Here is a 13,063-nt window from a genome sequence, read left to right on the forward strand (position 1 = left end):
AAGAGACACCCCATGAACGACCACACCCATTTCCAGCCGCTCGGCGGCAACGAAATGCCGCGCTGCGGCGGCATCGCGACGATGATGCGCCTGCCGCACGTGGCGAGCGCCGAAGGCCTCGACGCGTGTTTCGTCGGCGTGCCGTTCGATCTCGGCACGTCCAACCGCACGGGCGCGCGCTTCGGCCCGCGCCAGATCCGCACCGAATCCGTGCTGCTGCGCCCGTACAACATGGCCACGCGCGCCGCCCCGTTCGATTCGCTGCAGATCGCCGACATCGGCGACGTCGCGATCAATCCGTACAACCTGCACGATTCGATCGCCCGCATCGAGGCCGCGTACGACGCGATTCTCGAGCACGACTGCAAGCCGATCACGCTCGGCGGCGACCATACGATCGCGCTGCCGATCCTGCGCGCGATTCACCGCAAGCACGGCAAGGTTGCATTGATCCACGTCGATGCACACGCCGACGTGAACGACACGATGATGGGCGAAAAAATCGCGCACGGCACGCCGTTCCGGCGTGCGGTCGAGGAAGGCCTGCTGCACGGCGACAAGGTCACGCAGATCGGCCTGCGCGGCACCGGTTACGCGGCCGAGGATTTCGACTGGTGCCGCGAGCAGGGCTTCCGCGTCGTCCAGGCAGAGGAATGCTGGAACAAGTCGCTCGCGCCGCTGATGGAAGAAGTGCGCACGCGCGTCGGCGATACGCCCGTCTACATCAGCTTCGACATCGACGGCATCGATCCGGCCTACGCGCCCGGCACCGGCACGCCGGAAATCGCCGGCCTCACGGTGCCGCAGGCGCTCGAGATCATCCGCGGCGCGAAGGGGCTGAACATCGTCGGTTGCGATCTCGTCGAAGTCGCGCCGCCGTACGACCCGTTCGGCACCACGGCCCTGCTCGGCGCGAACCTCGCGTACGAGCTGCTGTGCGTGCTGCCGGGCGTCGCGTACCGCGACTGATTCCGGCGCGCCACCACTATTCCAAATCAGAGGATTCCAGAGGAGCACACATACAGATGGGAACTTCCGTCAAGCAACCGAAGCGGGCGGCGCTCGCGTCGTTCGTCGGCACCACGATCGAGTGGTACGACTTCTATAGTTACGCGACCGCCGCCGCCATCGTGTTCGGGCCGCTGTTCTTTCCCGGCGAAAACCGCTTCATCAGCCTGCTCGCGTCGTTCGGCTCGTTCGCGGTCGGCTTTTTCGCGCGGCCGCTCGGCGGCGTGATGTTCGGCTATCTCGGCGACCGCTTCGGCCGCAAGCGTTCGCTGCTCGCGACGCTGATGCTGATGGCCGTGTCGACGGTCGCGATCGGCCTGCTGCCGACCCATGCGCAAGCCGGCGTGATCGCACCGATCCTGCTCGTGCTGATGCGGGTGCTGCAAGGCATCGCGGTCGGCGGCGAATGGGGCGGCGCGGTGCTGCTGGCCGGCGAGCATGCGCCCGAAGGCAAGCGCACGTTCTTCGCGTCGTTCGCGCAGCTCGGCAGCGCGAGCGGCCTGATCCTGTCGATGCTCGCGTTCGGCGCGATCAGCACGCTGTCGAAGGACGACATGATGAGCTGGGGCTGGCGCGTGCCGTTCCTCGCGAGTTCAGTGCTCCTGATCGTCGGCTTCGTGATCCGTGCGAGCGTGTCGGAGTCCCCCGAGTTCGAGGAAGTGAAGAGGAGCGGCAACATCGCGCAGAAGCCGCTGCGCGAAGCGCTCAAGTACTGGCCGCTGCTGCTGCTCGCGATCGGCGCGAACGTGTACGGGATCGCCGGCGTGTATTTCAGCAACATCTTCATGATCAGCTATGCGACGCAGTTCCTGTCGCTCGACCGGTCGATGGTGCTGCATTGCATGACGATCGTCGCGGTGCTGCAGTTCGTCGTACAGCTCGCGGCCGCGTTCCTCGCGCAGCGCTTCGGCACCACGCGCGTGCTGCTGATCACCGGTGCCTGGGCGATGATCGTCCCGTTCGTGATGCTGCCGCTCGTGCACCTGGGCACGCCGGTGTCGATCACGGTCGGCGTCGGCCTCGCGACGCTCGCGGAATCGGGCTACTACTCGGTGGTCGCGGGCTTCGTCAGCGGCATCTTCGTCGCGCGGATCCGCTATACGGCGATCTCGATCGCGTACCAGGTTTGCGGTGCGCTCGCCGGCGGCCTCACGCCGCTCGTCGCGACGCTGATCGCGCAGAACGCAGCCCCGCAATGGTGGCCGCTCGCGATCCAGTACACGAGCGCCGCCGTGCTGTCGTCGCTGTGCGTGTGGCTGATCGCGCGCCGCGTGGGCATCGACGATGCGGGTGCGCCCGGCAAGACGGGCGATGCGCTGCCGCGCGGCACGCGCACCGCGTAGCGCGACGCGTACCGCAAACGCATGCATGACGAAAATCGGCCCGCTTCCGCGGGCCGATTTTTTTCCGTCGCGATCGTCGATCGCTGCGGCGCCATACAGCGCTCGCTGCGTGTGGTTACCGCACCTGGTTACGCAGCGTCTTCGCGGCGGCGACCATGTTCGTCAGCGCCGGAATCACTTCCGCCCACTGGCGCGTCTTCAGCCCGCAATCCGGGTTCACCCACAGGCGTTCCGCCGGAATTCGCTCGGCCGCCTTCCTCATCAGGCCGACGATCTGATCCTGCGTCGGGACGTTCGGCGAATGGATGTCGTACACGCCCGGCCCGATTTCGTTCGGATACTTGAAGTCGTCGAACGCATCGAGCAGCTCCATGTCCGAGCGCGACGTCTCGATCGTGATCACGTCGGCGTCCATGTCGGCGATCGACGCGATGATGTCGTTGAACTCCGAATAGCACATGTGCGTGTGGATCTGCGTATCGTCCTGCACGCCGTTCGCGGTGATGCGGAACGACTCGATCGCCCACTGCAGGTATTCGCTCCATTGCGCGCGGCGCAGCGGCAGCCCTTCGCGCAGCGCCGCTTCGTCGATCTGGATCACGCGCACGCCGGCCTTCTCGAGATCGAGCACTTCATCGCGGATCGCCAGCGCAAGCTGGTAGCACGATACCGAGCGCGGCTGGTCGTCGCGCACGAACGACCAGTTCAGGATCGTCACGGGGCCCGTGAGCATGCCCTTCATCGGCTTGTCCGTCAGCGACTGCGCATAGGCGATCCATTCGACCGTCATCGCCTTCGGGCGGCTGATGTCGCCGAACAGGATCGGCGGCTTCACGCAGCGCGAACCGTACGACTGCACCCAGCCGAACTGGCTGAACGCGTAGCCGTCGAGCTGTTCGCCGAAGTATTCGACCATGTCGTTGCGCTCGGCCTCGCCATGCACGAGCACGTCGAGTTCGAGCGACTCCTGTTCGCGGACACTGCGCTCGATCTCGGCCTGCATCGCCGCGCGATAGCCGGCTTCGTCCAGCGCGCCGGTCTTGAACCGGCTGCGCGCCTGGCGGATTTCGGCGGTCTGCGGGAACGAGCCGATCGTCGTCGTCGGGAACGCCGGCAGGTTCAGTCGCGCCGACTGCTTCGACGCACGCTGCGTATAGGGGCTCGCGCGGTTGCCGAGCTGCGCGTCGATGCGGGCGATCGCGGCCTTCACCGCCGGGTTGTTCACGCGCGGCGAGCGGCGACGCGAATCGATCGCGGCGGCATTTTCGGCGAGCGTGTCGGCCACCTTGTCGCGGCCTTCGTTCAGTGCGGTCGCGAGCACCTTCAGCTCGTCGAGCTTCTGCAGCGCGAACGCGAGCCACGAGCGGATTTCGGCATCGAGCTTCTCCTCGCTCGCGAGATCGACCGGCACGTGCAGCAGCGAGCACGACGGCGCGAGCCACAGCCGGTCGCCCAGTTGCTTCGCGAGCGGCTCGAGCCAATCGAGCGTCGCGTTCAGGTCCGTCTTCCAGATGTTGCGGCCGTTGATCGCGCCGACCGATAGCACGCGATCGGCCGGCAGTTCACGCACCAGCGCGTCGACTTCGTCGCGTGCGTTGATTGCATCGACGTGCAGACCGTCGACCGGCAGCGACGCCGCGAGCGTCAGGTTGTCCTGAAGCTGTCCGAAGTACGTGGCGAGCAGCAGCTTGATGCGGCGAGTTTCCAGCGCTGCGTACGCGGTGCGGAACGCGTGGCGCCATTCGGCATCGAGCTCGGTGACGAGAATCGGCTCGTCGATCTGCACCCATTCGACGCCCTGCGCGGTCAGCGTGTCGAGCAGCGCACCGTACACCGGCAGCAGCTTCGGCAACAGCGCGAGGCGATCGGAATCGTCCTTCGCCTTGCCGAGCCACAGGTACGTGACCGGGCCGAGAATCACCGGCTTCGCGCGCATGCCCTGCGCGTTCGCTTCGGCCAGTTGCTGCAGCAGACGCGACGGATCGAGCGAAAAGTTCGTGTCCGCATGGAACTCCGGCACGATGTAGTGGTAGTTCGTGTCGAACCACTTCGTCATTTCGCCGGCCGCGACGCCGCCGCAGCATGCGGCGTGCTCCTCCGCCGATTGCGTCGAACGGCCGCGCGCGACGCGGAAATAGTTGTCGAGCGCATCGCCGTGGAAATCCTGCACGCGCTTCGGCAAGTTGCCGAGCGTGACGCTCATGTCGAGCACCTGGTCGTAGAACGCGAAGTCGCCGATCGGCGCGAGATCGAGATCGCGCTGGTCGTGCCAGTGACGCCGGCGCAGCTCGGCGCCGAGCGCCTTCAGTTCGTCGCGCGACGATTCGCCGTTCCAGTAGCGTTCGAGACCGAACTTGAGTTCGCGCTTCGCGCCGATGCGCGGAAAACCGAGGTTGTGTGTCGTGACCATGAAGCTGCCGTCCAGAGAAAGATTGAAGATCCGGCAGCCATCATAGGGATTTCAAACCATGAAATAAAATGGCATTATTTCATTCATCCATTAACATTTTTCATGCATATGTTGCATGAGCGCGATCCATGCTGGAACGATTCCATCTCGTCGTCATTCGTGAAGTCGAACGCCAGGGCTCGCTGACCGCGGCGGCCAATGCGCTGCACCTCACGCAATCGGCGCTCAGCCATACCGTCAGGAAAATCGAGCAGCAGCTCGGCACGCCGATCTGGGATCGGGAAGGCCGCGGCCTGCGGCTCACGCAGGGCGGGCAGTATCTGCTGAAGCTGGCAAACCGCCTGCTGCCGCAGTTCGAGCTCGCCGAGGAACGGATGAAGCAGTACGCGAAGGGCGAGCGCGGCACGCTGCGCATCGGGATGGAGTGCCACCCGTGCTACCAGTGGCTGCTGAAGGTCGTATCGCCGTACCTGTCGAGCTGGCCCGACGTCGACGTGGACGTGAAGCAGCGCTTTCAGTTCGGCGGCATCGGCGCGCTGTTCGGTTACGACATCGACGTGCTCGTGACCCCCGACCCGCTGAACAAGCCGGGGCTGCGCTTCGATCCCGTGTTCGACTACGAGCAGGTGCTGGTGGTCGCGGATTCGCACCGGTTCGCGAATGCCGACTACGTGAGCCCCGAGCAACTGACCGACGAGATCCTGATCACGTACCCGGTCGAAACCGACCGGCTCGACATCTACAACCAGTTCCTGACGCCGGCCGGCATCGTGCCGAGGCGGCACAAGTCGATCGAGACGACCGACATCATGTTGCAGATGGTCGCGAGCGGGCGCGGCGTGGCCGCGCTGCCGCGATGGCTCGCCGACGAATACGCGGACCGGATGCCGGTCGTACCGGTCAAGCTCGGCAAGAAGGGCATCGCGAAGCAGATCTTCCTCGGCATCCGCGAAGCGGACGCATCGATCGACTATCTGGCCGCGTTCGTCGCGCTGGCGCGCGAATCGACGTGGAGCGCGCCGCGCATGCTGCGCTAGGCGCGTCCGGTTGCCCCGCCCATCAGGCGGCGCGCAGGCCGGCGCGTTCGCCGCGCTCGACCCACGCGCCGAACAGCAGGCCGATCGTCGTCCACATGATCACCTGCATGCCGATGGCCGCCACGCGGAACTTCCACAGCAACGCCGCCGGGAAATCGGCCGGCAGTTCGCTGACCGACGGCAGCCCGATCTGCACGGCCGCGATGATCGCGACGAACACGAGCCCCGCGACGATCGACGCGTTCCACTGGCCGAGCTTCGCCAGCAGATGGCGGCGCACGCCGACCGAGAACACCATCGTCGCAACCGAGATCGCGATCATCAGGAAGAACAGGCCGGTGCGATAGCCGATCGTGTCGGGGTCGCCGACCGACGGCGGATTGGCCGGGTACTTGAGGTTCGGCACGATCACGAGCGCGACGAACGCCGCCAGCGCGAGCCACGCGGCCAGCGGCCGTGCCGGCAGGCGGCCGCCTCGTCCGTACGCATACGCGAAGACCAGCGAGAACAGCCCGCCGAATGCCGCGCCGTAGGTCACGACGCCCGTCAGCAACCCGAGGCCGGCCTGCGTGCGGCGGCTGACCAGCTCGGGTTCCGGCGCCTCGCCTTGGGCGGCGGCGGTTTTTTCCTCGAAGGAGATCGCCTGATCGACTTGCGGTTCGCCGACGATTTTCGCGAAACCGAACGTGAGGAGGCCCGCGGCGATGCCTGCGAGCATCCCGCGCATGAGCAGCTTTCCGATCATCGCAGGCTCCGCGTCAGTGGCAGGGAAAGCCGAGCAGATGGCGGCCGTCGTGGACGAATTCGTGGACGACCATGCCCGGCACGAGCGACGTCGCGCCCTGTTCCGCACCGACGAAATAGAGTGCGAGCAGCAGGATCAGGCCGACGAACACGGCCCACGGCAACAGTTCACGGACGGGGATGGGTGCCGGCACGACCGCCGGCTTCAGCACTGCTTCGCTCATGGATGCACCTCAGGGGAATCGCGCCCCGACAAATGATGGATGGGTACGAAGGCAGGTCTGGCTTCCGGGATCATCGATTCCCCGGTTACAGTGGCGCGACCGCGCCGGAATTGCACCGGCTTCCGCGCTTCGTATCGGGCGAATTGTACGCGCGAACGTTCGCGTATTGAAGCGATGACACACGACGAATGCGCCCCGCTCCGGATCGTCCGACAACCGACATGACCATGCCTGCCTCGCTGCGCCTGATCGCCCACGCATCGACCCGCGCAATGCGCACCGGCACGTTTCCCGACGACGATCCGCTCGACGCGCACGGGCTCGCCGAAGCCGCTGCGCTGCGCGGCCGCTGGACGGGTGTCGCCGGTTCGCTCGTGCTGTGCAGCCCGGCACGCTGCGCAAGGCAGACCGCCGACGCACTCGGATTGCACGCCGATATCGACGACGCGCTGCGCGACATCGACTACGGCAATTGGTGCGGCAAGCGGCTGCACGATCTCGCGCGCGACCTGCCCGACGAACTTGCGGCGTGGATCGGCACGCCGTCCGCGTCGCCGCATCGCGGCGAATCGTTCGACGCCGCCGCGCATCGGGTCGGCACATGGTTGAACGCGCTGCCGCGCGATCGCGACGTCATTGCGATCACGCATGCGCCGATCGTCCGCGCGGCCATCGCGCATGTGCTGCGCACGGGCGCCGCGGCGACCACACGCGTCGACGTCGCGCCGCTGTCGTGCACGACATTCGTCGCGTCGCCGGCCGGCTGGACGTTGGCCACGACGCACGATGATCCGCACGACATCGGCGCGTAAGCCGCTGTCCTGTTCACTATGTGAGTAGACGATGCGCCCCGACGCTTCGCATGCCGTCGCTCGCCTTACATCCCCGTAAGACACACCGTTCGTCCTCCCGACTGTCATCAAACTGACTGCTAGCCGCAGCTAGGATCGGACGAGGTTCCCTTACGAGATGTCGTCATGAATCAACCTGCTTCGTCCGCCCCGAACAATCCGGCCTCCGTCGCGCGCACCCGGCAGATCGGCTATGCCGTCTTCCTGCTGGTGCTCGTGCTCGGCGGCGTCTATATCGCCACGCACCTGGTCGACGATCTGTCACCGGTCCGCGAAGGGTCGATGTTCCCGTACCTGCTGCTCGGCGCAGCACTGCTGATCGCGCTGGGCTTCGAGTTCGTCAACGGCTTCCACGACACCGCGAACGCGGTCGCGACCGTGATCTATACGCACTCGCTGACGCCGAACGTCGCGGTGATCTGGTCGGGCATGTGGAACTTCCTCGGCGTGATGGTCTCGAGCGGAGCCGTCGCGTTCGGCATCCTGCAGTTGCTGCCGGTCGAGCTGATCCTGCAGGTCGGCAGCGGCTCGGGCTTCGCCATGGTATTCGCACTGCTGATCGCCGCGATCGTCTGGAACCTCGCGACCTGGTATTTCGGGTTGCCGTCGTCGAGCTCGCATACGCTGATCGGGTCGATCATCGGCGTCGGGCTGATGAACCAGTTGCTGCACGGGTCGTCCGGCACGAGCGGCGTCGACTGGGGCCAGGCGCTCGGCGTCGGCAAGTCGCTGCTGTTCTCGCCGATCGTCGGCTTCCTCTGTGCGTCGCTGCTGCTGCTCGTACTGAAGTCCGTCGTGCGGATTCCGGAGCTGTACAAGGAACCGCCGAAGGACCAGCCGCCGCCGTTCTGGATTCGCTGCCTGCTGATCCTCACGTGCACCGGCGTGTCGTTCGCTCATGGGTCGAACGACGGACAGAAAGGGATGGGGCTCATCATGCTGATCCTGATCGGCACGGTGCCGACCGCGTATGCGCTGAACAAGGCCGTCACGCCCGCCGAATCGCAGACCTTCGTGGCGGTCGCGAACCAGGCGGCCGCGACGTTCGGGAAGTACACGAACGGCGTCGCGCCTTCCTCGAATCCGCGCGCCGATGTCGAACACTACGTGCAGCATCGTGAACTGACGCCCACCGTGCTGCCGGCCGTGGCGCAGTTGTCCACGTCGCTCGCGACCGCCGTCGGCGCGTCGGGCTCGATGGCGGCCGTGCCGCAGCGCGACGTCGACAACGTGCGCAACACGATGTATCTGGTATCCGAAGCCATTCGCCTCATCGAGAAGTCGGGCCAGCCCGCATTCGCCGCCGACGACAAGCTCGCGATCGACAACTATCGCAAGCAGCTCGACCACGCGACCAAGTTCATTCCGACGTGGGTGAAGGTCGCCGTCGCGATCGCGCTGGGTCTCGGCACGATGGTCGGCTGGAAGCGGATCGTCGTGACCGTCGGCGAAAAAATCGGCAAGCAGCATTTGACGTACGGACAGGGCGCATCGGCCGAACTCGTCGCAATGCTGACGATCGGCGCCGCCGACATGTACGGGCTGCCCGTGTCGACGACACACGTGCTGTCGTCGGGTGTCGCGGGCACGATGGCGGCGAATGGCTCCGGGCTGCAATGGAGCACGGTGCGCAGCCTCGTCCTCGCATGGGTGCTGACGCTGCCCGCGTCGATCGCGCTGGCGGGGGGGCTTTACTGGTTGTTCCGGTCGCTGGCATGATCGGCGACGCGGCGGCTGGCGGGCGATAGCCGGCCAACCGCCGCGGCAGGGTGGATCTGTCGCTTCTCCGCTTCTCCGCTTCTCCGCTTCTCCGCTTCTCCGCTTCTCCGCTTCTCCGCTTCTCCGCTTCTCCGCTTCTCCGCTTCTCCGCTTCTCCGCTTCCCCGCTTCCCCGTCTCTCCGCTCCGGCACGTCGCCACATTCAGTGTGTCGATGCCGCGCCGTCAACGTTTCCCTGTTTTCTCGCCCGAATTAAAGCGCAAGATCTGGAGCGTACCGGCACACGGACGCCGCTAAACTGGATTCATCAAGTTTCATGACTTCGACCGTGCGCGACCGCACGGCGCCACACTGCCGAAGCCTCGAGGTACGCCCGTGAATATTGCCGATCTGCAACCTGCCGTCGAACCGCTGGACATCGCGCAACGCGTCGACATGCTCGACTGGCCGAGCGTCGATGCCGAACTCGATCGCTACGGATGCGCACGCGTGCCGGGCCTGATGTCGGCAAGCGAGTGCGATGCACTCGCGTCGCTCTATCCGCGCGATGGGCTCTATCGTTCACGTGTCGTGATGGCGCGGCACGGCTTTGGCCGCGGCGAGTACAAGTATTTCGCGTATCCGCTGCCAGCGGTCATCGCCGAACTGCGCGCGACGATCTACCCGCATCTCGCGCCGATCGCGAATCGCTGGAACCAGGCGCTCGGGATCGATGTCCGTTACCCGAAAGACCATGCGACGTTCCTCGATCGCTGCCACGCGGCGGGCCAGACGCGACCGACGCCGTTGATCCTGCAATACGGCGCCGACGACTACAACTGCCTCCACCAGGACCTGTATGGCGAGCACGTGTTTCCGCTGCAGGTCGCGATCCTGCTGTCGGCGCCGGGCCGCGATTTCAGTGGTGGGGAGTTCGTGTTGACGGAACAGCGACCACGCATGCAGTCGCGTGCGGAAGTGGTGCCGCTGACGCAAGGGGATGCGGTGATCTTCGCGGTACACGGCCGGCCTGTGCAGGGAACCCGTGGCGTCTACCGCGTCAACCTGCGCCACGGCGTCAGCCGGATTCGAAGCGGCCACCGTCACACGGTTGGCATCATCTTCCATGATGCGCAGTAGCGGGAATCGAAACAGCTGTGCCGCTTATCGCGCATCTCATTCATGGTCGTCCCGGCACCGCACGTCATCGCTTGGAAAACGCTCCGACCAAGCATGGCCGGCCGAAAGGCCCACTCGCCCGAGTGACAGAAGACCGGTTGCGTTGACCGTCGGGCGAGCGCGGCCGCAATGCATCAACGCTTCCGGTGAACGCCGAAAAACATGCGATCTCACCTGTCGCCTCGTCATCGTTCGGAAAACGTTCCGACCAAGCGTGGCCGGCCGGAAGGCCCACTCGCCCGAGTGACAGAAGACCGGTTGCGTTGACCGTCGGGCGAGCGCGGCCGCAATGCATCAACGCTTCCGGCGAACGCCGAAAAACATGCGTCCTCACCTGTCGCCTCGTCATCGCTCGGAAAACGTTCCGACCAAGCATGGCCGGCCGGAAGGCCCACTCGCCCGAGTGACGGAAGACCGGTTGCGTTGACCATCGGGCGAGCGCGGCCGCAATGCATCAACGCTTCCGGTGAACGAACGCCGAAAAACATACGTCCTCACCTGTCGCCCCGCCAATACGATTGGCAGTCCGGCCTATCCTCGCGCCACGCTGGCCCGCAGCCGATCGCCGGCATCGGAAGCCAGTCGTGCGTAGCCCGGCAACGTCAGCAGCGCGAGCACGCCCGCCGCGACGAACGCCCAGCGGAAATCGTCGAGCACGTAGTGCATGCCGGCCGCATCGCCGCGCACCAATGCCGCGAGCCGCAGCGACAATGCACCGAACGCGATCCCCATCCCGATCGTCATCTGCTGCGCGGCGCTCCACAGCGTGCTGGCCGCACTCGTCTGCTGAGCCGGGATGTCCGCATAAGCCAGCGTCGCGAGCGTCGTGAACTGCATCGACCGCGTGAGCCCGTAGACGAATACGACGAACAGCGTGATCGCCAGCGGCGTCGACGCGGTCAGCCATCCGCATGCGATCGTGAAGATGCCGGCGATCGTCACGTCGACGAGCGCAACGCGCCGAAAGCCGTAACGGTCGAGGATCCACGATGTGCCCGCCTTCATCCCGAGATTGCCGAGCGCGCTCGCGAGCAACAACAGGCCTGACTGGAACGGCGACAGCCCGAAGCCGATCTGGAACAGCAGCGGCAGCAGGTACGGGACGGCGTTGATCGCCATCCGCGTGATCGAGCCGGTGATCACCGTCACCGAGAACGTCGGCACCTTCAGCGTCGTGAAATCGAGCAGCGGATGCGCGCAACGTCGCGCATGCAGCCATGCGGCGATGCCGAACAGCACGCTTGCGCCAACCAGGACACCCGCGCGGATGAAGTCGACATCCTGCTGGCCGGCCGCTTCGGTGCCGATCAGCAGGCAGGTCAATGCGCCACCGGCCAGCACGAAGCCGATCCAGTCGAGCGGCCGTTGCTCGGCGGCTCGCGTATTCCGCACGATCAGCCAGGTACAAACGAGCGCAGCGACGCCGAACGGGACGTTCAACAGGAAGATCCATCGCCACGATGCATAGGTCGTGATGAAGCCGCCGATCGGCGGCCCTACGACGGGCGCGACGATGCCCGGCCACGTGATCGTCGCGATCGCACGCATCAGCCTCGCTTTCTCGGTGCTCCGCACGACGATCATTCGCCCGACCGGCACCATCATCGCCCCGCCGATACCCTGCAGCAGCCGGGCAGCCGTGAACGACATCACACCTTCGGATAGCCCGCACAGCACCGACGCGCCGGTAAAGACGACGATCGCGCTCGCGAAGACCGTCCGCGAGCCATAGCGATCCGCGATCCAGCCGCTGATCGGAATGAACACCGCCAGCGCCAGCATGTAGGCCGTCATCCCGAGGCTCAGTGCGTTCGGCCCAACGCCGAACGAACTGGCCATTTGCGGCAGCGCGGTCGCGATCACGGTCGTGTCGAGATACTCCATGAAGAACGTCGCGGCGACGAGATAGGGCAAGAAGTCGGTCGTCCGACCACCTTGGACGGGGCTGTCAGTCATGAACGATGCAGGAGACGGGATATAAAAAGACACCGATCACCGACGGATGCAGGCACGCACGGGGGAATCGGACGAACGCTGATATTACCCCGAAGGACTTGCTCCCCGCTCTGCCGAGCATGTCGTGCGAATGGACTTTATGCGCATAGATTTTTTACGACGATTTCGCCCTGCGTTCGCCGAGCGGGTGCCCGGGAGGTGGCGCATGGAGATGCGGCTAGAAAAGTGGGAGATTCGTTAGAAATCGGTATTTATCGATCATCGTTGATCAACATCGCTCATCATCGGGCATCGCAACATCGTCGCCGGATGCGCGGGAGTGCCGGAATCGATTCTGAAGACGGATGGTACGGTTAACGGAAGGAGGCGCCGGGAGATTCTGGACGGCACAACCGCGGAGTGCTCGAGGACAGTCGAGGCGCCGAATTGACGGGCTCTGCGCGGCAATTGATTGCGTGGGTGAAGTGCTAACGCAGATAGGCTGGGTGTACTCTTCCGCCCGCACGTGCATTTCCGTCGCGCCAATGCAAAAACCCCCGCCTTTCGGGCGGGGGTTTCTGGCTTAGGGAGCCTGACGATTACCTACTTTCACACGGGAATCCGCACTATCATCG

At 65.4% G+C, this 13,063-nt stretch carries 10 protein-coding genes and 1 riboswitch; of the genes, 6 read left to right on the forward strand and 4 right to left on the reverse strand.

Annotated elements, in window-relative coordinates; genetic code table 11:
* Positions 1-12: 12 nt before the first annotated feature.
* On the forward strand, positions 13-969 hold the full coding sequence (speB, locus tag CFB46_RS17475) for an agmatinase (protein WP_089500633.1): 957 nt from the start codon (positions 13-15) through the stop codon (positions 967-969).
* Positions 970-1,025: 56 nt separating this feature from the next.
* Positions 1,026-2,351, forward strand: a complete 1,326-nt coding sequence (locus CFB46_RS17480; protein ID WP_027781483.1) for an MFS transporter — start codon at positions 1,026-1,028, stop codon at positions 2,349-2,351.
* A 115-nt stretch (positions 2,352-2,466) separates the two neighbouring features.
* Here the strand turns inward: CFB46_RS17480 and metE are convergent, their stop codons facing one another.
* Complete coding sequence (gene metE, locus CFB46_RS17485; RefSeq protein ID WP_089500634.1) at positions 2,467-4,761, reverse strand: 5-methyltetrahydropteroyltriglutamate--homocysteine S-methyltransferase; 2,295 nt, start codon at positions 4,759-4,761, stop codon at positions 2,467-2,469.
* 128 nt (positions 4,762-4,889) lie between these two features.
* On the opposite strand from metE, the gene CFB46_RS17490 reads away from it, so the two are divergent.
* Positions 4,890-5,798, forward strand: a complete 909-nt coding sequence (locus CFB46_RS17490; RefSeq protein WP_089500635.1) for a LysR family transcriptional regulator — start codon at positions 4,890-4,892, stop codon at positions 5,796-5,798.
* Positions 5,799-5,820: 22 nt separating this feature from the next.
* On the opposite strand, the gene CFB46_RS17495 is transcribed toward CFB46_RS17490, so the two are convergent.
* On the reverse strand, positions 5,821-6,543 hold the full coding sequence (locus tag CFB46_RS17495) for a CbtA family protein (RefSeq protein ID WP_089500636.1): 723 nt from the start codon (positions 6,541-6,543) through the stop codon (positions 5,821-5,823).
* 13 nt (positions 6,544-6,556) lie between these two features.
* Positions 6,557-6,766: a CbtB domain-containing protein gene (locus CFB46_RS17500; protein ID WP_034175140.1), complete on the reverse strand. Its 210-nt coding sequence runs from the start codon at positions 6,764-6,766 to the stop codon at positions 6,557-6,559.
* A 33-nt stretch (positions 6,767-6,799) separates the two neighbouring features.
* A riboswitch (cobalamin riboswitch) is annotated at positions 6,800-6,938 on the reverse strand.
* A gap of 49 nt (positions 6,939-6,987) precedes the next feature.
* On the opposite strand from CFB46_RS17500, the gene CFB46_RS17505 reads away from it, so the two are divergent.
* The 3 genes from CFB46_RS17505 to CFB46_RS17515 all read left to right on the forward strand — a co-directional run bounded on the left by CFB46_RS17505 (position 6,988) and on the right by CFB46_RS17515 (position 10,454).
* Positions 6,988-7,578, forward strand: a complete 591-nt coding sequence (locus tag CFB46_RS17505) for a histidine phosphatase family protein (RefSeq protein WP_089500637.1) — start codon at positions 6,988-6,990, stop codon at positions 7,576-7,578.
* A 165-nt stretch (positions 7,579-7,743) separates the two neighbouring features.
* Complete coding sequence (locus CFB46_RS17510) at positions 7,744-9,336, forward strand: inorganic phosphate transporter (protein ID WP_027781489.1); 1,593 nt, start codon at positions 7,744-7,746, stop codon at positions 9,334-9,336.
* Between the two features lie 374 nt (positions 9,337-9,710).
* Positions 9,711-10,454: a 2OG-Fe(II) oxygenase gene (locus CFB46_RS17515; protein ID WP_089500638.1), complete on the forward strand. Its 744-nt coding sequence runs from the start codon at positions 9,711-9,713 to the stop codon at positions 10,452-10,454.
* Between the two features lie 570 nt (positions 10,455-11,024).
* Here the strand turns inward: CFB46_RS17515 and CFB46_RS17520 are convergent.
* Positions 11,025-12,449, reverse strand: a complete 1,425-nt coding sequence (locus CFB46_RS17520; protein ID WP_089500639.1) for a DHA2 family efflux MFS transporter permease subunit — start codon at positions 12,447-12,449, stop codon at positions 11,025-11,027.
* Between the last annotated feature and the right edge of the window lie 614 nt (positions 12,450-13,063).

Origin of the sequence: Burkholderia sp. HI2761 (assembly GCF_002223355.1) — a bacterium.
Classification (GTDB): domain Bacteria; phylum Pseudomonadota; class Gammaproteobacteria; order Burkholderiales; family Burkholderiaceae; genus Burkholderia.